Origin of the sequence: Mesorhizobium sp. B2-7-2 (genome assembly GCF_006440775.1) — a bacterium.
In the GTDB taxonomy this organism is placed as follows: domain Bacteria; phylum Pseudomonadota; class Alphaproteobacteria; order Rhizobiales; family Rhizobiaceae; genus Mesorhizobium.
Genome location: NZ_VFTZ01000006.1, coordinates 106,958 through 128,325, shown reverse-complemented (window position 1 = coordinate 128,325; position 21,368 = coordinate 106,958). Strand labels below are relative to the sequence as shown.

The 21,368-nt window shown below is 64.3% G+C and carries 16 protein-coding genes; 7 read left to right on the top strand and 9 right to left on the bottom strand.

Annotation, left to right across the window (positions count from 1 at the left end):
• Positions 1–125: 125 nt before the first annotated feature.
• Positions 126–1,592, top strand: a complete 1,467-nt coding sequence (locus FJ425_RS10585; RefSeq protein WP_140723242.1) for a M48 family metalloprotease — start codon at positions 126–128, stop codon at positions 1,590–1,592.
• 71 nt (positions 1,593–1,663) lie between these two features.
• On the opposite strand, the gene FJ425_RS10580 is transcribed toward FJ425_RS10585, so the two are convergent.
• Together FJ425_RS10580 and FJ425_RS10575 are read right to left on the bottom strand one after the other, a co-directional pair.
• A complete protein-coding gene (locus tag FJ425_RS10580; RefSeq protein ID WP_281407502.1) occupies positions 1,664–3,697 on the bottom strand; it encodes a caspase family protein in 2,034 nt (677 codons plus the stop codon).
• A gap of 516 nt (positions 3,698–4,213) precedes the next feature.
• Entirely contained in the window at positions 4,214–5,077 is an 864-nt protein-coding gene (locus tag FJ425_RS10575) for an RNA polymerase factor sigma-32 (protein ID WP_095767541.1), read from the bottom strand.
• A 302-nt stretch (positions 5,078–5,379) separates the two neighbouring features.
• Here FJ425_RS10575 and FJ425_RS10570 point away from each other — a divergent pair, with 302 nt between their 5' ends.
• From FJ425_RS10570 to FJ425_RS10560, 3 genes are all read left to right on the top strand, one after another.
• The gene (locus tag FJ425_RS10570) at positions 5,380–6,153 is read left to right on the top strand and encodes an amino acid ABC transporter substrate-binding protein (protein WP_140723240.1); all 774 of its coding nucleotides are present in this window, start codon (positions 5,380–5,382) and stop codon (positions 6,151–6,153) included.
• Between the two features lie 160 nt (positions 6,154–6,313).
• Complete coding sequence (locus FJ425_RS10565) at positions 6,314–6,994, top strand: ABC transporter permease subunit (protein WP_027166691.1); 681 nt, start codon at positions 6,314–6,316, stop codon at positions 6,992–6,994.
• Positions 6,991–7,761, top strand: a complete 771-nt coding sequence (locus tag FJ425_RS10560; RefSeq protein ID WP_140723237.1) for an amino acid ABC transporter ATP-binding protein — start codon at positions 6,991–6,993, stop codon at positions 7,759–7,761. Before FJ425_RS10565 ends, FJ425_RS10560 begins: the two co-directional genes overlap by 4 nt.
• A 271-nt stretch (positions 7,762–8,032) precedes the next feature.
• On the opposite strand, the gene FJ425_RS10555 is transcribed toward FJ425_RS10560, so the two are convergent.
• The 6 genes from FJ425_RS10555 to FJ425_RS10530 form a co-directional block, all read right to left on the bottom strand.
• The gene (locus FJ425_RS10555; RefSeq protein ID WP_040991750.1) at positions 8,033–8,614 is read right to left on the bottom strand and encodes a CarD family transcriptional regulator; all 582 of its coding nucleotides are present in this window, start codon (positions 8,612–8,614) and stop codon (positions 8,033–8,035) included.
• Positions 8,615–8,984: 370 nt separating this feature from the next.
• Positions 8,985–9,323, bottom strand: a complete 339-nt coding sequence (gene fdxA, locus FJ425_RS10550; RefSeq protein WP_095767304.1) for a ferredoxin FdxA — start codon at positions 9,321–9,323, stop codon at positions 8,985–8,987.
• 202 nt (positions 9,324–9,525) lie between these two features.
• Positions 9,526–9,912, bottom strand: coding sequence for an RNA-binding S4 domain-containing protein (locus tag FJ425_RS10545; protein WP_140723234.1), 387 nt, complete (start codon positions 9,910–9,912; stop codon positions 9,526–9,528).
• A gap of 172 nt (positions 9,913–10,084) precedes the next feature.
• Positions 10,085–13,486: a helicase-related protein gene (locus FJ425_RS10540; RefSeq protein ID WP_140723462.1), complete on the bottom strand. Its 3,402-nt coding sequence runs from the start codon at positions 13,484–13,486 to the stop codon at positions 10,085–10,087.
• A gap of 704 nt (positions 13,487–14,190) precedes the next feature.
• Positions 14,191–14,913, bottom strand: a complete 723-nt coding sequence (locus tag FJ425_RS10535) for a beta-ketoacyl-ACP reductase (RefSeq protein WP_140723231.1) — start codon at positions 14,911–14,913, stop codon at positions 14,191–14,193.
• Between the two features lie 117 nt (positions 14,914–15,030).
• On the bottom strand, positions 15,031–16,218 hold the full coding sequence (locus FJ425_RS10530; protein ID WP_140723229.1) for an acetyl-CoA C-acetyltransferase: 1,188 nt from the start codon (positions 16,216–16,218) through the stop codon (positions 15,031–15,033).
• Positions 16,219–16,522: 304 nt separating this feature from the next.
• Here FJ425_RS10530 and phaR point away from each other — a divergent pair, with 304 nt between their 5' ends.
• Positions 16,523–17,116 (top strand): polyhydroxyalkanoate synthesis repressor PhaR, encoded by a 594-nt coding sequence (phaR, locus tag FJ425_RS10525; protein ID WP_140634466.1) that lies wholly within the window; start codon positions 16,523–16,525, stop codon positions 17,114–17,116.
• Between the two features lie 245 nt (positions 17,117–17,361).
• On the opposite strand, the gene FJ425_RS10520 is transcribed toward phaR, so the two are convergent.
• Positions 17,362–18,510 (bottom strand): citrate synthase family protein, encoded by a 1,149-nt coding sequence (locus tag FJ425_RS10520; RefSeq protein ID WP_140634468.1) that lies wholly within the window; start codon positions 18,508–18,510, stop codon positions 17,362–17,364.
• A gap of 89 nt (positions 18,511–18,599) precedes the next feature.
• Here FJ425_RS10520 and FJ425_RS10515 point away from each other — a divergent pair, with 89 nt between their 5' ends.
• Positions 18,600–19,700 (top strand): citrate synthase/methylcitrate synthase, encoded by a 1,101-nt coding sequence (locus tag FJ425_RS10515; protein WP_140723226.1) that lies wholly within the window; start codon positions 18,600–18,602, stop codon positions 19,698–19,700.
• Positions 19,701–20,180: 480 nt separating this feature from the next.
• Positions 20,181–21,311 (top strand): patatin-like phospholipase family protein, encoded by a 1,131-nt coding sequence (locus FJ425_RS10510; protein WP_140634472.1) that lies wholly within the window; start codon positions 20,181–20,183, stop codon positions 21,309–21,311.
• The last annotated feature ends 57 nt before the right edge of the window (positions 21,312–21,368 follow it).

Sequence of the window (21,368 nt, the reverse complement as noted above, 5' to 3'; positions counted from 1 at the left end):
CCGGCGTTTGCTTGCCTTGTCCGGGGGAGTATGGCTAGGTCCGGCCATGCTGGTCCGGCTGGACCGTGATTTGCCGAAAGATTTGGAAGGAAGCCGACCTGTCGAGCGGCGCTGAGAAGGTGTGGATGAAGCCGCTGGCACGATTTCTCGCGCTGGTGAGCGTCGCCGTGCTGGCGAGCTGCCAGATGTTCACGCCGCCGGACGTGCAGGAGAGCGGCTTCCAACCTTCGGACAAGCCGATCACCGTCGACAATGTCGTGGCCAACGCCAAGCTCGCAGAGATGGCGAAGGCGCAGCACCCGCGCATCCTGGCCACCTATGGCGGCGAATATTCCGACCCAAAGCTCGAACGCATGGTGGCCAAGGTCGTCGGCAATCTGACGGTGGTGTCGGCCAACCCGACCCAGACCTATCGCATCACCATCCTCAACTCGCCCAACGTCAATGCCTTCGCGCTGCCGGGCGGCTATCTCTATGTGACACGGGGCCTGCTGGCGCTGGCCAATGATTCCTCCGAGCTTGCCGCCGTCATCGCGCATGAGATGGGCCACGTCACCGCGAATCACGGCCTGCAGCGGCAGCAGCTCGAGGCGGAGGAGGGCCTGGCGACCAAGGTGGTTTCCGATGTGCTCGGCGACAGCCCGACCGCCAAGGCGGCACTCATCCGCGGCAAGCTCAGGCTCGCGCAATTCTCGCGCAACCAGGAACTGCAGGCCGACGCGATCGGCATCAAGTCGATCGGCGAGGCGGGCTATGATCCCTATGCGGCAGGCCGCTTCCTGCAGTCGATGTCGGCCTATACCGACTTCCGCTCGGTGAGCGGAGCCACCGACGCCAGCCTCGACTTCCTGGCGACGCACCCGAACACGCCGCAGCGTATCGAATTGGCGCAGCGCCTTGCGCGCAATTTCGGCCCGCCCGGCGTCGGCACGCGCGACCGCGACGCATTTCTGGCCGGCATAGATGGTCTGCTTTACGGCGACACACCGGAAGAAGGCTATGTGCGCGGCCAGACCTTCATGCATCCCAATCTCGGCGTCTCGTTCACCGTGCCGGACGGCTTCGTCATCGACAACTCGGCGGCTGCCGTGACCGCGACCGGGCCGGGCGACATCGCCATCCGCTTCGACGGCGTGGCGATCGACAAGTCCGTCTCGCTCACCGATTACATTCGCAGCGGCTGGGTCGCGGGGCTGGAAGATGCCAGCGTGCGCCAGGACACGATCAACGGCAACGATGCGGCGACGGCGCATGCCAGCGCGCAAGGCTGGCAGTTCGATATCGCGGTGATCCGGGCCGGCGGGCAGGTCTACAGGCTGCTGACGGCCGCGCCCTCAGCCAGCACTTCGCTGGACCCGGTGGCGCGCTCGGTCAGCGGTTCGTTCCGCGTGCTGAGCCCGGCCGAGAAGGCGGCGCTGAAGCCGCTGCATATCAGGGTCGTCACCGTCCAGGCCGGCCAGACCATGGGCTCGCTCGCCGCGCAGATGGTCGGCGTCGATCGCAAGCTCGATCTGTTTCGCGTGCTCAACGCCATGTCGCCGGGCGCGACTGTGTCGTCGGGCGACAAGGTCAAGATCGTCACCGACAGGTAGGGGCTCACGAGTTCAGACCAACCAGGCGCCGTCGGCTATTTGAACGATCGCCAAGCGGGGAACCGTCGTCCCTACAAGCCGTCGCTACCGGTGTCGCCACCGTCGCCTTGGCCATCGCCGGTACTGCCGCTACCGGTGTCGCCGCCGTCACCTTCGCCATTGCCGGTACTGCCACCGCCGGTGCGAGCAGCGCCGCCGGGATGGTCGCTGCCACTCCAGGATGCTCTCCCGGCTTCCGTTGGCTCCGGCTTGACCTCAGGTTTTCCCGGATCTGTCAGCGTGATGGTCTTCGGTTTCGGCACGGGCACGCGAACCACCTTTATCTTCGTGATGACCTTTGGGGCCTTGCACGCCATGACCACGGGGGTGCTACGCGCGGGAAGGCCCAGGATGCCCATCGCGTACACGTCTTGCCGCTCCATGCCTGCCTTCAGGAAAGCCAGCGCGCGCGCCGGGTCGGCGGGCACGCCGTTGCGGCCTTCCTTGAAGATCACCGCAAGCTCCTTCATGGCATCGACATGCCCCATCGCCGCTGCCTGGAGCAGCAAGTCCAGTCCCTTGCCGGTATCGCGCTGAATGTCGAGCCCATTGAACAAAGCGCGTCCCCACGCGGCCATGGCGTAGGGGTCTCCCTTGCCGGCCGCCTGCGAATAGAGGCCATTCGCCTTCGTGGCATCGACAGCGGTCCCCATTCCGGACGAGGCGATGTAGCCAAGTTCGAAGACGGCCCGCACATATCCCTTGTCGGCCGCATCCTGAATGGCCTTCCTGGCCTCGTCGACCTTGCCGGCCGCCAGAAGCGCCCGCCCGAGCTCGTAATGGAAGCGGGCAATGCCGGGATAGGTTTTCACCGCCGCCTCGCAGGCTTCCACCGCCCCGCCGCCGATCTCATTCGGCGTGAGGCCCTGGACGACGCCTTGCAAGTCGAGCGGCGCGCCGGCTGCCCGGTCGCAAGCGTCGACGTCCGGCGATAGCTTCATCGTCGCCTGCTTGGCCGCGTTGCCCGCGCGGATATCGAAGCCGACTTCGATGGGCGCGACCGAACCGATCTGCGGCTCGTAGCGCAGTTTGTCGAGCTCGGCGGCCGTCAGGCTCGATTGCGGCGAAAGCACGCGATCCGGCAGGGACAGCGTTCCGGTCGCCGGGTAGCTCGCAAGCTTGAGATTGACCCCGGCATCCTTGGCCGGAAAATCCAATTTCAGCGGAACCGGACCGACGCCGAGCGGGACGCGGATGTCGCGACTTCCAATCGCCTCGGCGGCATCGGCGACCTGGATTCCGCGTTCCGCCGTCTGCTGGCCCTGCTCGGCGTCCAACGGCGGCGGCGTGGGTTGCTCCGCCCCGCGCATCAGCACGACGTCGTCGATCAGCGAGGAGTTCTCCCACGGAACCTGCTTGCCGTTGGTGGCCTTGACCACGTCGCGGCGGACGGCCGCCATGACCGACCGTATCTCCTGGTCCGGCGCCAGCGCACGGCGGGAGAAGGACGACGAAAACGGGCTGAGGTCGCCGGACCCGTCATAGGCGACCGCCCCCGGCTCGGTGGCAAAGGCAATCAGCGTGTTCTGCGAGCCTGTCACCTGCGCAAGGCCGCTGCCGCCGCTGACGATCAACTGGTCGCGCAACCAATAGTCCTTGCGCGGGAAAGGATCGTTGCGACAGGCGTCGAGGATGATCATCTGGACCTTCGATCTCGAGCGCAGCTGCCGCAATATGTCGTCGACCTTGATGGCCTGGACCTCCATGTCGGCCGCATCTTTCAGCGACGCGTCGACGGGGATCAGGAAGTTCTCTCCGCCGATCTGGAAGCCGTGCCCCGAATAGTAGACGACCGCCAGATCGGCGCCGTCCGCCGCCGCCAGATAGTTACGGAACCGCTCTTCGAACTGGAGCTTGGTCAGGTCCTTGGCGGCGAACACCTCGAAGCCGGCCAGCCGGAATGTCCTCGATACGTTTTCCGCGTCCTTGTCCGGGTTCTTGAGCGTCGGGATTTCGCGGTATTGAGAATTGCCGATCACGAGGGCCACCCTTCGATCGGCATGCGCTTGGAATGTCGTGAGACCCACGAGGATCAAGGCTACAATCAGCGCGCAGCATCGCAGCATGGCAAATCCCCCATGTGGTGTGATCTGGAGGAGTCAGAAAGCCGATTGCGGCGCAACAGTCTGTTAAAGAGCTCACAATCCTAGTAGCACTGCACAGGGATTTTGACCGGTCGGCTCTGTTTGCGTTGGCAGGTGGCACGAGTTGGAGATTGGCCGAAACGCCCATCGCGGTCGTCATTCCAGGGCGGAGCAGGAGCGAAGCTCCGTCGCGGAGACCCTGGAATCCATTCCGTTACTTTCGCCAAGGCGTGCAACGGAGCAGAATTCTGCACTGTGGCGGCGCTTCCAAGTCACGGAATGGATTCTATGGTCTGCGCGCGTCGCTTCGCTCCTTGCTCCGCCATAGAATGACGACGTTGGGGCGGCTTCAACCAGTCCCCGGCGTTTGCGCTGATTGCACGGAAATGAATGGAAAATCTTGCACCAACGGCAACCTTTCAAAATCCCTGTGTCGGGGAACTAGTTATCACCGAGGAAAAATCGCCCCGATGACTTTGAGTTTGGCCCGGACTAACTTTAGGCGGCTTCCGCCAGGAATTCAGGGTTTTGCTTCACCAGCGCCAGCTTCAGCTTTTCCATGGCGCGCGCCTCGATCTGGCGGACGCGCTCCTTGGAGATGCCGAGCTGTTCGCCAAGCGATTCCAGCGTGGCGCCGTCATCGCTCAGCCTGCGTTCCTCGATGATGCGAAGCTCCCGGGCGTTGAGCGCGCCGAGCGCGCTCCGCAGCCAGATAGCGCGGCGCTGGACGTCGATCCTCTCGCCGACGATTTCGTCGGGAAGCGGGTCTTCGGAGACCAGGAAATCCATCCGCTCGGCGGCGCCGTTCTCGTCGGCCAAAGGCGCGTTGAGCGAGCTGTCGGGGGAAGACAGGCGCGAATCCATCATCGCCACGTCGGCCTCCGGCACGCCCAGCGCCGCCGAGACCTCGCGGTAGAGCGAGGCATTGGAGAGAGGCTCGGCGCCGTTGGCGAGGCGCGCGCGCAGACGCCTGAGATTGAAGAACAGCGCCTTCTGCGCGGAACTGGTACCGCCGCGCACGATCGACCAGTTGCGCAGGATGTAGTCCTGCATCGAGGCGCGGATCCACCAGGTGGCATAGGTCGAGAAGCGTACTTCGCGCGCGGGTTCGAAACGGGCGGCCGCCTCGAGCAGGCCGACATGGCCCTCCTGAATGAGATCGCCGAGCGGCAGGCCGTAATGGCGGAATTTCGAGGCCATGGAGATCACAAGGCGCATATGGGCGACAGTGATTCTGTGCAGCGCGTGCTGGTCGTTCTCTTCCTTCCAACGAAGCGCAAGGACATGCTCCTCGTCGCGCTCGAGATACGGAGCCTTCATTGCCGCCCGGACCAATGTCCGTCCTGCCGCGTCCTCGATCATGCCGGCTCCTTTTGCGACGATTGCGCGTATGGCGGTTGAAAAGACGCCACCGCGCCCTACAACAGCCATGCAACGTGTCAGGCGCATGGATGGTTCCGCCGCCCGAGGGGGCAGATGGTGCCGGCGGAAACATTCTGTTATCTGCCGGGAAGCCTCTTGGCGGATTCCCGGCGGTTTAGAGAATCAGATTTCTGGCAGAGCCGATTTTTGAAATCTGGTTCCTTATTTTGCAGCCTTCTATCTGCCAGTTTCCGGCTCGCACAGTCGCGCCGGGACACCGGTCAAAACGGGATCACAGAAAAATGAAATGGCTCAAACCGCTTCTTATCGCTGGAACGCTGCAGGTTCTGGCGATCACCGCCAGCTATGCCGGCGCCAATCTCGACCAGATCAAGCAGGCCGGGGTGCTCAAGGTAGGCACTGAAGGCACCTATGCGCCCTTTACCTATCACGATGAGTCCAACGCGCTGGTCGGCTTCGACGTCGAGATCGCCAAGGCCATCGGCGACAAGCTCGGCGTCAAGGTTCAATTCCTCGAAGGCAAGTGGGACGGCCTGATCGCCGGCCTCGACGCCAACCGCTACGACGCCGTCATCAACGAGGTCGGCATCACGGATGCCCGCAAGGCCAAGTATGATTTCTCCGATCCCTACATCGCCTCGAAAGCGGTGCTGATCGTGCGTGGCGACAACACCGACATCAAGACCTTCGCCGATCTCAAGGGCAAGAAGTCGGCGCAGTCGCTGACCTCCAATTTCGGCAAGCTCGCCGAGAAGAACGGCGCCGAGCTCGTCGGCACCGACGGGTTCGACCAGTCGATCCAGCTTCTGCTCACCGGCCGCGCCGACGCCACGATCAATGACAGCCTGTCCTTCCTCGATTTCAAGAAGCACAAGCCGGACGCCAATGTGAAGATCGCGGCGCAGGAAGAGAATGCCGATTATTCCGGCGTCATCGTGCGCAAGAGCGATCCGGAGCTGGTCGCGGCCATCAACAAGGCGCTGGCCGACATCAAGGCCGACGGCACCTACCAGAAGATCGCCGACAAGTATTTCGGCCAGGACGTTTCGAAGTAAGGCAATCGTCCCCTTGCTCGGATACCGGCGGGCCGTCTTCGACGGCCCGCTGTTTTTGCACGACATTCATCGGGGTCGTCTTTGACGGCTCGCCGGTTTTTGCATGATAGTCGGTCCATACGGGGGACGCGCCGCCGTATCTGGAAGGGAGAAGCGCTTCGTGCCGCACTGGCTGCAATTGATGCTGGAATCGTTGCCGACGCTGTTGTGGGCGGCGCTGATCTTCACCGTGCCGCTGACGCTATTGTCCTTCGCGCTTGGGCTCATCGCCGGACTGGTGACGGCGCTGATCCGTCTGTTCGGCCCGAAGCCGCTGGTCGCGCTGGTGCGCTTCTATGTCTGGATCTTTCGCGGCACGCCGCTGCTCGTGCAGTTGTTCCTGATCTTCTACGGCCTGCCGTCGGTCGGCATTCTGCTGGATGCCTTTCCCGCCGCGCTGATCGGCTTCACGCTCAATATCGGCGCCTATACGTCTGAGATCATCCGGGCCGTCATCGGCTCGGTTCCGAAGGGGCAGTGGGAAGCTTCCTATTCGATCGGCATGACCTGGAGCCAGGCGATGCGGCGCACCATTCTGCCGCAGGCGGGCCGCGTTGCCGTGCCGCCGCTTTCCAACACTTTCATCTCGCTGGTCAAGGACACCTCGCTGGCGGCGGCGATCACGGTGCCCGAGATGTTCCAGGCCGCGCAGCGCATCGTCGCGACCACCTATGAGCCGCTTATCCTCTATGTCGAGGCGGCCGCGCTCTATCTTGCGTTGAGCTCGGTTCTGTCGGCGCTGCAGGCGCGGCTGGAAGTGCGGCTCAACCGCTATGGCGGGTTCCTGGAGGCCAACGCATGATCGGCCTCAGCAACATCGAAAAGCGCTTCGGCGACAATCTGGTGCTGAAGGGCGCGACCGTCACCCTCGACGAGGGAAGCGTGACTGCGCTGGTCGGCCCTTCCGGCGGCGGCAAAAGCACGCTCTTGCGCTGCATCAACCTGCTGGAAATCCCGACGTCCGGTTCCTTGCGCATCGGCGACGAGACGCTTGCGTTCCATCCGGGCGGCAAGGTGCCGGCCAAGGATATCCAGCGCATCCGCCTGCAGACCGGCATGGTGTTTCAGAATTTCCAGCTCTTCCCGCATCGCACAGCGATCGAGAATGTCATGGAAGGGCTGGTGACCGTGCTGAAATGGCCTGAGCCAAGGGCGCGCGAGCGGGCGATGGCGCTGCTCGAAAAGGTGGGCATGGCGGAAAAGGCCGACGCCTGGCCGGCGACGCTGTCGGGCGGTCAGCAGCAGCGCGTGGCGATCGCCCGGGCGCTGGCGCCGTCGCCGCGCGTGCTGCTCTGCGACGAGCCTACCTCTGCGCTCGATCCGGAACTGGCGCAGGAGGTGGTCGACGTGCTCGGACAGCTTGCCCGCGAAGGCACGACCATGGTGATGGCGACGCATGATCTCAGGCTCGCCTCGAAGATCGCGCAGGAGGTGGTGTTCCTGGACGCCGGCGTCATCGTCGAGAAAGGCCCGGCTTCGGTCGTGTTCGACAATCCGGAGCGCGCGCGAACCAAGCGCTTCATCGCTTCACTGCGGCAGGAAGAGGCGCAGAAGGAAGGCGGCGGGTGAGTTGTTACCTCCCTCATGGGGAAGTCAGCTCGAAGCGCCATCCGATAACGCAATCCGCGCCGCCGTCATTCTCGGGCTTGTCCCGAGAATCTGCCGAGTTACCAGGACTGACGGCGATCCTGTTTCATGAGACGGCAGGTCCTCGGGACAAGCCCGAGGATGACGGCGCGGAATGGGGATGCTGAAAAGGTATTTTAATGCCTCGCAAGCCGCCGGAGACAAAAAACCCGGCGCAAGGCCGGGTTCTTCGTAAACTCAAAAGCGGACAAGCTCAGGCAGCTTCTTCCTGCTCGGCTTCCTCGTTGTCGGCCTTGGCGCCGCGCTTCGGACCCTTGTTGAGGTTAACCTCGATGAGGCGCACCGCCTCGGTCTCAGACATGCGGTTCACAGCGGCGATCTCGCGGGCCATGCGGTCGAGCGCGGCCTCATAGAGCTGGCGCTCGGAGTAGGACTGCTCCGGCTGGTTGTCGGCGCGGTAGAGGTCGCGCACAACTTCCGAGATCGAGATCAGGTCGCCCGAGTTGATCTTGGCGTCATATTCCTGGGCGCGGCGCGACCACATGGTGCGCTTGATGCGGGCGCGGCCTTGCACGACTTTCAGCGCGCGGTCGACATAATCCTCTTCCGACAGCTTGCGCATGCCGATCGAGGTCGCCTTGGCGACCGGCACCTTCAGCCGCATCTTATCCTTCTGAAAATCGATGACGAACAGTTCCAGCTTGTGACCCGCAACTTCCTGCTCGTCGATCGCCACGATCTGGCCGACGCCATGCGCCGGATAGACGATGAATTCGCCGGTCTTGAACCCGTGGCGAGCCGCGTTGGACTTCTTCTGCGGGGTGATCGTTGCCATTACGCCCTGAACTCCTTAGTTGTGCAGCCGGCATCATGCCGGCTCGAACCCACGAGGTCGGCAAAGCCGACCGTTAGCCGCGCAACAGGATGAACCACCGGAAAGCCAAGGGCCGGCATATCGCACGAATGCGACCGCCTGCCCCAGATCGCTCTGGTCCGGATCGAGAAGCTCACCTTTCAGTGATTTGGGGCGTTAGCGCCATAAATCGACGTTGTGTCACCGGCATGTTTCGTTGATGTAACACAAAAAGTCGGAAGAATCAAGGTTTTGCTGCATTCGCTAACGCCAAGCTGCAGCGCTGCCCGTCAAGACGGCAATTGTATCGGTCCGGTTACGCCGCGTCATGCCGGTGTTCCCGGCCGCTATATCAATCGCCTTCGCCGGGCTCCGCCGAGAAATATTTCTCGAACTTGCCGGTCTCGCCGTCGAAGGTCTTGGCGTCCGCCGGCGGCTCCTTCTTGGCGGTGATATTGGGCCACTTCTCGGCGTATTCGGAATTGATCTGCAACCATTTGTCGAGGCCGCCCTCGGTGTCCGGCTTGATCGCGTCGGCCGGGCATTCGGGCTCGCAGACGCCGCAGTCGATGCACTCGTCAGGATGGATGACGAGCATGTTCTCGCCCTCGTAGAAACAGTCGACCGGACAGACCTCGATGCAGTCCATATATTTGCATTTGATGCAATTGTCGGTCACGACATAGGTCATTGCAGGCTCCGGAACGTCCCATTTTGCTGGGCTTTTCGGCTGAGGTAACGCCTTTGCCCGCCGCATGCAAGGGCAGGGATTGCCGGCGGAGCCGGTGTCGCGGAATGGAATTCCAGCCGCAAAGCTTCGGCGAAGTCGTCCAGCCTAACCGTTGCGCAGTTTTCCTGGAATTGCTGCAGCCGTGCCGCGGCCCGGCTATATCTCAGTCGTCGCCGAGCAGCCGGTCGGTCTGCCGCCGCTCGCGTTTGGTCGGGCGGCCGCTGCCGGCCTCGCGCAAGGCTGGAACGGCGTCCGGAACCGCCTCGCCTTTGGGTGTCGGCGCCGGCGACAGATCCTCGTAAAGCAGCCGCGCCTCGTCGGCCGGGCCGCGCCTGGCGCCACAGTTCAGCACCTTCCAGACGAGGATACGACGCTCGAGCGTGATGGTGAGCACGTCGCCGGGCCTGATCAGATCCGACGCCTGCGCTGCTTTGTCGCGATTGATGCGGACGCGTCCCGCGACGACGACCTTCGCCGCCAAGGACCGCGACTTCACCGCGCGTGAGAAGAACAGCCATTTGTCGATGCGCTGGCGGCCTTCTCCAACCATCGCGGCTAGCTTTGTTGGGGCATGATATTATCCGAAAACCGGTTCCCACTTTTCGCTGACGCGGTCCTTCGGTTCGGGATCATGCTGGCTCTTTGATGGAGCATGATCTCGCCCGAAAACCGGGTCCCACTTTTCGCTAACGCGGTCCTTCGGTTCGGGATCATGCTCGAACCTATTTCTTCAGCTGGTCGCGCAAGGCGGCGAGCTTGGCGAAGGGCGAATCCGGATCGAAGCGCTGCGGACGTTCCTCGCGCGGCTTGCCCTGGAAGGCTGGCTTGCCGCCCGGGGCGTTGCCCTTGCCGTCCTGCCTGCCGCCCTTCCAGTCCGGCCGGCCTTCGCGGCGTTCGCCTTGCGGCTTGCCTTCACGCCGTTCAGCGCCCTCACGCCGGTCGCCCGTCTCGGGCCTCGGCTTGAACTTCGAGCGGTCGAAGCGCGGCTTGCCGGCGCCTTCGCGCTGCTCGCGGCGGCCTTCCTGGGCGGGCCGATCGCCGGGCTGACCGCTTGCGGCGCCTGCCTCGCCTGCGGGCTGGGTGCCGCGCAGGCGATTGTCGCGACGGTTGTCGTGGCGATGGCGCGGACGCTGATGGTCGAAACGCGCCTGGCGCCACAGGAGCACAGGTTTTGGTTCCTCGGCTTCGGCTGGCGCCTCGCCGCCGGCACTATCCTCCCCCACGTAGGGGGGCTCGGCACGTACTGCCGCGGCGGGGGGAGCGCCAGCGGTACTGGTGTTCTCCGTATCGTCGGCATTATCACCGTCACCGGCGTCGCTTGGCGCCGCGACCTCTCCCATCGAGGGCGAGGTAAGGACGTCGGCGCTTTCGGCCGACTCGGGCGCTGCCGTAATGTCCACCGCTGCGGCCTCTTCGGTAACCTCGGCCGGAGCTTCTGCCGGCTCTGCCGTGGCAGGTTCCACTGCCACTTCCGCGACGGCTTCGGCCGGAGCTTCGGCGGCAGCCGGCTCCGAGCTCTCGACCGTTGCGTCCGCGACCGTATCAGTTGCCGCAGCTTGTGCCTCCTCCCGCGCGGCGCACGCGGCATTATCCGCGGCGAGCTTGGCCGCGGCCGCTTCGCGGGCGGCGTCGTCCAGCGCGTCGAGCTTCGCCTTCACCTCGGCCGCCGGTTTTGCCTCGGAACGGTAACCGAGACCCTTGAGAATCTCTTCCATGTCGTCGGCCGTGGCGCCGAGGATCGACATCATCGGCGGCGTCACCATGAAGGCGTGGCCGTCATAGGCGCCGTCCGGACGCTGGCCAAGGCCGGGCTTCCAGTTGGTTGCCGGGCGGATGAGGTCGGCAAGCCGCTCGAGGATATCGACGCGCACGGCGCGGCGGCCGAGATTGCGGTAGCCGGCGAGCTTGTAGAAGGTCTTGTCGAAGGCCGGGTCGATGACCACGGAGGTGCGGCCGGAGGCCAGCGCATGCACCACATCGCCGAAGCCTGGCTTGTCCTTGCCGTCGTTCTTCAGCGCCCACAGCAACGTCACCAGGCCAGCCGGCGCCGGCTTGATCAGCGCCGGCACGAAGACATGATAGGCGCCGAAGCGGACGCCGAGGCGGCGAAGCGCTGCGCGGCCTTCCTGGTCGAGCGACTTCATCTCCTCCGCGATGTCGCGGCGATTGATCAGGCCGAAATGCTCGACCAGCTGGAAGGCGATGCCGCGCGCGATGCCGGCGAGCTGGTCGGCATTCTTCAGGTCGACCAGCGGCTTCAAAAGCGTTTCGATCTGGAAATTGACGAAACGCTCGGCGCGCGCCGCGACCTTGTCGCGGGCGGGGCCGGTCAGCTGCTCGTCGGCAAGCAGGACCAGGCGCGGCTTCAGCGCCTCGTCGGCGGCGACCAGCGTGCCGATCGGCGCGCCGATCCAGCGCAGGACGCCGTCCGAGCCCAAAGCCAGGTCGCCATTGGCGCAGGCGGCAAAGCGCTCGGCGCGCGCCTCGAACTCGGCCGCGAGCGCCTTCTGGGCGGCGGTGCGCACCGCCTTGGCGTCCTCGCCGCCGGCGCTCTGGTCGGCGGTGAAGCGGAACCCTTGCAACTCGCCGACATGATGGCCTTCGACGAGGACGGTTCCGGACGGGCTGATTTCGGCTTCAGGCATGGTATTTTCTCTAAGGCGCCGCATGAGGACGGAAGTCCTGCGGTCTACGAAGCGTTTCGTCAACCGCTCATGCAGCGCATCCGACAATCTGTCTTCGATTTCGCGCGTCTTTTCCTGCCAGTGTAGCTGATCGGCCAGCCAGCCGGGGCGGTTGGAGACGAAAGTCCAGGTGCGGATCTGCGCGATCCGGTGCGACAGCGTGTCGATATCGCCTTCCGTCGTGTCGGCGCGCCGCACCTGCTCGGCCATGTAATTCTCATCGACATGGCCGTGACGTGCAAGGTCCATATAGATCGAGGCGATAAGATCGGCATGCTGTGCCGGCGCGATCTTGCGATAGTCGGGGAGCGCGCAGGCTTCCCAAAGCAGCGCCACGCGCTCCTTGCCGGTGGCCAAAGCGCGGATGTCGCCGTCGCGCGACAGCTGTTCCAGCGCCTGCGCGTCGACGGCCGGCAACGCGCGGGTCAGGCCTTCGACCGGCGCATTGGCCTCGATCGAGCGCTTCAGCGCATCGAGGCTGGAAAAGTCGAAATCGGCGGTGCGCCACTGCAGCACCTTCACCGGATCGAAATCGTGTCCCTCGATCTTGGCGACCAGTTCCTCGTCGAACGGGTCGACCTGGCCGGTGACGCCGAACGTTCCGTCGCGCAGGTGCCGGCCGGCGCGGCCGGCGATCTGGCCAAGCTCGGCGGCGGTCAAGTTGCGGTATTGATAGCCGTCGAACTTACGGTTCTGAGCGAAGGCGACGTGATCGAGGTCAAGGTTCAGGCCCATGCCGATGGCGTCGGTGGCGACGAGATAGTCGACATCGCCGGACTGGAAGATCTCCACCTGAGCGTTTCGGGTGCGCGGGGAAAGAGCGCCGAGCACGACGGCAGCGCCGCCCTGCTGACGGCGGATCAGCTCGGCGATCGCATAGACCTCGTCGGCCGAGAAGGCGACGATCGCCGTGCGCCGCGGCAACCGGGTAAGCTTCTTCGAGCCGGCATAGGCAAGGTGCGACAGCCGCGGCCGCGTCACCACCGAGACGCCCTTCAACAGCCGCTGCAGGATGCCATGCATGGTGGCCGCGCCCAGCAGCAGCGTCTCCTGGCGGCCGCGCAGATGCAGGATGCGATCGGTAAAGATATGGCCGCGCTCGAGATCGCCGGCGAGCTGCACCTCGTCGATGGCGACGAAGGCGGCGTCGGTCTCGCGCGGCATCGCCTCGACGGTGCAAACCGAATATCTTGCGCCGGCGGGCACGATCTTCTCCTCGCCGGTGATCAGCGCCACCTTGTGGGCGCCGACCTTCTCGCAGACGCGCGCATAGACCTCGCGGGCAAGCAGCCTCAGCGGCAGGCCGATGACACCGGTCTCATGCGCGACCATGCGCTCGATGGCGAGATGGGTCTTGCCGGTGTTGGTCGGGCCCAGCACGGCCGTCACGTCGCGGCCCGAAAGGATCAGCGGCTGGGAGTGTTTCGGCTGGATGTTCATCGGCTCGGAAATAAGGTTTCTGCCGCTCGTAGTCTGAAGCACGGCGCTGCCGCCGCGTGTGACAGGCGACACATAGGGACTTCGGGCGTGAAGCGAAAGCGGAATGTTCGTTCGCGAACTGGCTACGCCGGAGGGGGCAGCCAAAATCGGCTGTTGTTAACAGCTGGAACGAGTCTGGAACGAATCAGCGACGAATCGGTGACTCGTTCTGATTCAGGTTTTGTTCACGGCTATATGTGGATTTTTTGACGATGAGTCTCACCACATGCTGAATCGCTGAACTGGCCCGATTCCTGCTTGGCCTCGACCGGACCCGGGTCGTCGTTAACCTTTGCCGAACAAGGGTCACGCTCGACCTGAGGGCAGACTTCAAGATTATGAAATTGTTGACTTTTCTTAATCACTTTTAACGAGTTCGGCGACGTTTGCGTCGTTTCGCGTTAACTTTCCGGTCAAAGCCAGAACGAATCGGCGACGAATCAGCGATCCGGCGACTTTCCCGGTTTGTTCACCCATAGATATGGTGTTATCCACAGCTTGCCCACCGAGGATTCACAGCTTGTCGCAGGGGTTATCCACAGAGCGTGGCTGCGGCTGTTAACTTTTGCGTGCCGAATTGAGGCAAGGTGTCGCGCCGGCATGCGCCGGGACAAAAAAGGCGGCTCCGGTGCCGGAGCCGCCTGGCGACAAACGGTGTCAGGCGATCAGGCGAAATACTGGCCGCCATTGGCGGTGATGGTCGAGCCGGTGATGAAGCCGGCCTCATCGGAAGCCAGGAAGGCGACGCAGCGCGCGATCTCTTCCGGCTCGCCGAGGCGGCCGACCGGGATCTGAGCGATGATCGACTCCCGTACTTTTTCCGGCACGGCCATGACCATGTCGGTAGCGATGTAGCCGGGGCAGACGACATTGACGGTGATGCCCGCGCGAGCACCCTCTTGAGCCAGCGCCTTGGTGAAGCCGATGTCGCCGGCTTTCGAGGCCGAATAGTTGACCTGGCCCATCTGGCCTTTCTGGCCGTTGATCGAGGAAATGGTGATGATGCGACCGAACTTGCGGTCGCGCATGCCGCTCCACAGAGGATGCGTCATGTTGAAGACGCCGGACAGGTTGGTGTCGATCACTTCCTTCCACTGCGTGGGCGTCATCTTGTGGAACATGGCATCGCGGGTGATGCCGGCATTGTTGACCAGCACGGAGACCGGACCGAGATCGGCCTCGACCTGCTTGATTCCTGCGGCGCAGGCCTCGTAGTCGGCGACGGACCATTTGTAGACCGGGATACCTGTCTCGGCCTTGAATTTCTGGGCCGCCTCGTCATTGCCGGCATAGTTCGCCGCGACCGAATAGCCGGCGGTCTTCAAGGCGACCGATATCGCAGCACCAATGCCGCGCGTTCCGCCAGTGACGATTGCTACTTTGCTCATGTGCTCCTCCCTGTTGATCGGAGGAGCGAGTAGGGAGTAGCGAATAGCGAGTAGGGGATTGAAGCCTGCTGCGCCGACGCCGTTTTCCCTATTCGCTACTCCCTATTCGCTATTCGCTCAGTTCAGCGCTTCCACGCACATCGCAACGCCCATGCCGCCGCCGATGCACAGCGTGGCAAGGCCCTTCTTGGCGCCGCGGCGACGCATCTCATGGACCAGCGTGTTGAAGACGCGGGCGCCCGAAGCGCCGATCGGGTGGCCGATGGCGATGGCGCCGCCGTTGACGTTGACGATCGAGGGATCCCAGCCCATGCCCTTGTTGACGGCGCAGGCCTGCGCGGCGAACGCCTCGTTGGCCTCGACGAGGTCGAGGTCCTTGACCGACCAGCCGGCCTTCTCCAGCGCCCGCTTCGAAGCGGGAATAGGCCCCGTGCCCATGATTGCCGGATCGACGCCGGCGGTCGCCCAGGAGGCGATGCGCACCAGCGGGGTGATGCCGCGCCGCGCGGCCTCGGCCTCGGTCATCAGCAGCGCGCCGGCGGCGCCGTCATTGATGCCCGACGCGTTGGCGGCGGTGACCGTGCCGTCCTTGTCGAAAGCTGGCTTCAGCTTGGTCATGGCGTCGAGCGTCGCGCCGTGTCGGATGTACTCGTCCTGGTCGACTGTTGTGTCGCCCTTCTTGCCCTTGATGGTGAAGGCGACGATCTCGTCCTTGAACCGGCCGGCTTTCTGCGCAGCCTCCGCCTTGTTCTGCGAGGCGAGCGCGAACTCGTCCTGGATTTCGCGGGTGATCTGGAACTGGCGGGCGACGTTCTCGGCGGTGTTACCCATATGGTAGCCGTTGAAGGCATCCCACAGGCCGTCCTTGATCATGGTGTCGATCATCTTGTAGTCGCCCATCTTGACGCCGGCGCGCAGGTGCTCGGCATGCGGCGACATCGACATCGATTCCTGGCCGCCGGCGACGATCACCTTGGCATCGCCGGTGGCGATTTGCTGCATGCCGAGCGCGATGGCGCGCAGCCCCGAGCCGCAAACCTGATTGAGGCCCCAGGCCGTGGTCTCCTTCGGCAGGCCGGCATTGATCGAGGCCTGGCGAGCCGGGTTCTGTCCCTGCGCGGCGGTCAGCACCTGGCCGAGGATGACCTCGTCGACCTCCGCCGCCTCGACGTTCGCGCGCGCCAGCAATTCCCTGATGACGGCGGCGCCGAGCTCGTGCGCCGGCGTGGCGGCGAAACTGCCGTTGAAGGATCCGACCGCGGTGCGAGCGGCGCTGGCGACGACGATGGAATTGGAAGCGGACATTTTCTTCTCCAGACTTCGAGGTGTCGTGTTTTAAGCTATCCTTGAAGACTTTCTTGCCGGTTCAGGCAGCCGAGTCAAACCGGAAATGGGCATGGCCGCCATGCGCGGCAAGCAGAGCGCGCGCCGGTTGCGGCAACATGACGTTGACCGCGCGGCGAATTTTGTCATGCCCTGCAGCATTAATTGATGCCGCAGTGCACAAACCGCTTGGAATTGTGAGGCTTTTGCGCGTATCCTCGATAAAGGGCGCAATCGTTACCGGCCGCTTACTCCTAGAGGTGCCGGTGTCCTGGGGAGGATACGGATGGCCGCAAAAGACGACCCGATCGTCATCAAGAAGTATGCCAATCGCCGGCTCTACAATACCGGCACAAGCACCTATGTGACGCTCGAGGACTTGGCCGAGATGGTCAAGAAGGGCGAGGAGTTCACGGTCCAGGACGCAAAGACCGGCGACGACATCACGCATCCGGTGCTGACGCAGATCATCTTCGAGCTGGAGAACAAGGATGGGCAGAACATGCTGCCGATCCCGTTCCTGCGCCAACTCATCTCCTTCTACGGCGATCAGATGCAGATGATCGTGCCGAGCTTCCTCGAACAATCGATGATCGCCTTCTCCAAGGAGCAGGAGCGGTTTCGCGAGCAGCTCAAGGGCACCTTCGGGAAAGCGCCGATCGACATGATGAAGACACCGATCAAGGCACTCGAGGAACAGACGCGACGCAATGTCGAGATGTTCCAGAACGCCATGCGCATGTTCACCCCTTTCCCGCCCGCCGGCGGCAATTCAGCGCCGGCCGCCGAGCCAGCGAAGAAGGAAGAGAAGGGCGACGATCTGCAGGAATTGAAGGCGCAGATTGCGGCCATGCAGCGCAAGCTGGACACGATGTCCTGACGGGTGTGCCGCCGCCTGGCGGCGGTCGCGAACGTTGGAGATTGGCGCAAAGGCCCATCCCGTCGTCATCCTCGGGCCTGACCCGAGGATCCATTCCGTGACCGACGCCGTAGGGCTCAGCGGTGCAGAATTCTCTCAACGTTGCAACGCCTTAGCGTCACGGAATGGATTCTAGGGTCTGCGCGCGTCGCTTCGCTCCTTGCTCCGCCCTAGAATGACGACCTCAGACGCGTTCCGGTTAATGGTCATCGTCCCACGCTAATAGGCCCATCATAACGGGCACGGGGCCTGATCGGCCTGTTGCTGGCCGCCTGCTCGATGGCATGGGCCGTCCAGCCGACGCTGCGGCCGAGCGCGAACAGGCGGAACGGCGCATCGGCCGGCAGGCTGAAGCTGCGCGTCATCGCGGCCAGCGCAAAATCGATGTTCGGATGCAGCCCGGTCGCGGCGAGCACCGCGTCGCGAAGATGGACGATCCCGTCATCGATCTCCAGGTCGGGCAGCAGTGCTTGCGCGCGCGGATCGCCTTCCGGATAAAGCGGGTGGCCGAAGCTTGGCAGCGGCCGGTCCTGAGCGAGCCAGCGGGCAATCGCCTCGTCTGGACCCAGCCGCTCGGCATCCTCGACAAGCGTGATTGCCGCCGCGCCGGCACCGCCATGGCGCGGGCCGGTCAGCGTCGCAAGGCCTGCGAGCAGGCAGGCGGCGACCGGCGCGCCGGTGGAGGCCGCGACGCGGGCGGCGAAGGTCGAGGCGTTGAGCTCGTGATCGGCCAAAAGCACCAGCGCCTTGCGGATGAGATCGGCGCCGGCGGCTTCCACCGACCAGCCCTGCGCCAGCCTGATATGCACGGGTTCGGAGCCCGGCGACGCGCCGAGCGCGGTTGCCAGCGCGCTGGTCGCGGCGGCGCCGTCCTGCTGCAGCATCGCCGGCCTGCGTCCGAGCGAGGACCAGCCTCCGGCGGCGAGCGCCGAAAGCCTGGCGAAGGCGGTGGGCGTGCCGCTTTGCCGGGCGGCAGAAGGGGTCAGCGAGGCGAACGATACCGGATGGACGGAAGCCCATAGCAGTTCGGCGGTCTCCTCGAGCGTCGCCGTCGCCGAAATCTCCACCGCGTCCCTGCCGCGATAGACAAGGCGGCCATGCAGCACCGTCGAGATCGAAGTGGGAATCGCCGGCTCGCCCCAGGCGATGGCGCTTTCGGCGATTGCCTGCGGGCTCCTTCCGCGGTCGCGGCGCGTGGCGAGCGCGGCGATGTCGTCGGCGCGGTACCGGCTGCGGCGCGGGTCTGCTTCGTCCGGCTTCATGCCGATGCGGCCGCGGCTGACATAGGCATAAAGCGTCTGCGGCCGGACGTTGAGCCGCTCCAGCGCCTCATCCCGGGTCAGCCATTCCGTCATTTGCCGCCTTACATTGATTATCTTGATCAAGATTGATGCATTGATTGCGCAGCATTAATTGTCGTGCACAAAAGGTCAAGGAGACGATCATGGCAAATGGGCTCGATGATGTTGTGGCGGCAGACACGGTGCTTTCCGATGTCGATGGTGTGGGCGGGCACCTCACCATCCGCGGCCATTCGCTGATGGAACTGGCCGGCCGCCGGCGCTACGCGCAGGTGGTGCGGCTGCTGTTCGACGGCTTCTTCGACGACCTTCCGAGCGATGCCGAACTGGAGAAGACGATCGGCAAGGCGCGGGTGGAAGCGTTTGATCGCGTGCAGCCAATGCTTGCCCACTTGGCGCCGCTCGATATTTACAGCGGCATGCGGGCCGGCATGGCCATCCTGCCGGACGGCGACGGGCTTGCCGATGCGCTGCGTCTGGTCGCGGCGCCTGCGGTGCTGACGCCGGCCTTGCTGCGCCTTGGCCGGGGCGAGACGCCGGTCGCTCCCGACGAAAAAGCCGATCATGCCGGCGACATGCTGCGCATGCTCTCCGGCTCCGCCTCGCCGGCGCTCGCCAAGGCGCTCGACAGCTATCTGGTGACGGTCTGCGACCACGGGCTCAACGCCTCGACCTTCGCGACCCGCGTGGTGGCCTCGACGCAGGCCGGACTGACCTCGGCGGTCCTGGCCGGGCTCGGTGCGCTGAAAGGCCCGCTGCATGGCGGCGCGCCGGGGCCGGTGATCGAGATGCTGGACGCCATCGAGGCCAGCGGCGACGCCACGGCATGGCTGCGCAACGAGATCGCGCATGGCGAGCGCATCATGGGCTTTGGCCATCGCATCTACCGCGTGCGCGACCCGCGCGCCGACGCGCTGAAGACTGTCGTGCGGCAGCTCGGTTCGCGCAATAAGACGAGCGGCAAGGAGACGGGCAGCAGGTTGGCCTTCGCCGAAACGGTGGAGCAGGCGGCGCTCGAGGTGCTCAGCATCGCCAAGCCGCAGCGCTCGATCCAGACCAATGTCGAATTCTACACCGCGCTTCTGCTCGAAGCCGTCGGCTTCCCGAAAGAGGCCTTCTCCAACGTGTTCGCCGCCGGCCGCGTTGCCGGCTGGATTGCGCACGCGCGCGAGCAGCAGGCGACCGGACGGCTCATCCGGCCGCAGTCGCGCTATGTCGGGCCGGTGCCAGATCTGGTTGCCTAAGAGGTAGTTCCTCGCTCCACCTCGGCTACGGCACCTCCAAGCGGCTGGTCTTGGCGATAGCGTGCATGGCAGCTTGGCGCATGCATGGGCTAATGTAGCGCTGGTCGACCCCCACTCCGTCTCGGCTTCGCCGAGCCACCTCTCCCCCGATCGACGGGGTAGAGGAAGGCGCCAAGCTTTCTTTCCTCAACGCCCGTCCAGCAACGCTCCCTTCCTTTCCCTCCGGAGGGGGAAAGGTGGCGCTGCGAAGCAGCGACGGATTGGGGGAACCACGTGGCAATCAAGCTTCGGTCTGATCAGTCACGCCAGTCACAGCATGCTGTAGTCCACTTCGTGGGCGAGGAAATTCCATGATCACGCTTGTGTGTTCGTGTTCTTGCCTTGGTTCGCCCTTATATGCTGCGCTGCAACATAGGCTGACTGCGCCGTCTCCGTGCAAACAACGCTGCGGTAGGCCGGCGCATCGAGACAAGGAACGCCATGGCGAAGAACGGCAAGGCGGAGGAAAAGAAGAAGATCAACATCGCGCTCCAGGGCGGCGGTTCGCATGGCGCCTTTTCCTGGGGCGTGCTCGACCGGCTGCTGGAGGACGGGCGGCTGGAGATCGCGGCGGTGTCCGGCACCAGCGCCGGCGCCATGAATGCGGTGGCGCTGGCCGACGGCTTTGTCCGGGGCGGCGTGGAAGGCGCGCGCAAGAAGCTCGAGGATTTTTGGCGGGCGGTGGCCTCGAAGGGCCGTTTCAGCCCGGTGCAGCGCATGCCGTGGGACGTGGTCTGGGGCAATTGGTCGATCGAGAACACGCCCGGTTATGTCTTCTTCGACACGATGTCGCGGGTGTTCTCGCCCTATGTCGCCAATCCGCTCGGCCTCAACCCGCTGCGCGATGTGGTGGCGAAGGAGATCGACTTCGACAATGTGCGCGCCTGCAAGTCGATGGAGCTGTTCATCTCGGCGACCAATGTCGAAACCGGACAGCTGCGCGTCTTCTCCGACGGCGAGATCGACCTCGACACGGTGATGGCTTCGGCCTGCCTGCCGCAATTGTTCCGCGCCGTGGAGATCAAGGGCGTGCCCTATTGGGACGGCGGCTATGGCGGCAATCCGGCGCTCTATCCGTTCTTCAAGACGGCGGCGACCGAGGACGTGCTTCTGGTGCAGATCAATCCGGTGGTGCGCGAAGGTACGCCGAAGAGCGCCAATGAGATCCAGAACCGCATCGACGAGATCACTTTCAACGCCGGGCTCCTGCGTGAATTCCGCTCGATCGCCTTCGTCAAGGAGTTGATCGCGGCCGGGCGCCTGCCGCATGGCGAATATCGCGACATCCGCATGCACCGCATCGATGCCGACGAGGCTTTCAAGGACCTCTCCGCGTCGTCCAAGGTCAACGCCGAATGGGCTTTCATCGCCTATCTGCGCGACCTCGGCCGCAGTGCCGCCAGCGACTGGCTGGAAGAGAACTACGACGCCGTCGGCAGCCAAGCGACGCTCGACCTGTCGGGCGAGCTTGACGACGGCTTCAGGCCGATGCGCGGCCCGGCGCCGGGGCGGCGCGTCAAGGAGTTCCTCGCCGCACGCCTCAAGCCGGAATCCGCGCGGCGGCGGGCCTGATTGCAAGGTCTTGAACCTGCGAGGCCGAGACAGGGTGGACAGCTGCCGGTCCGTCCC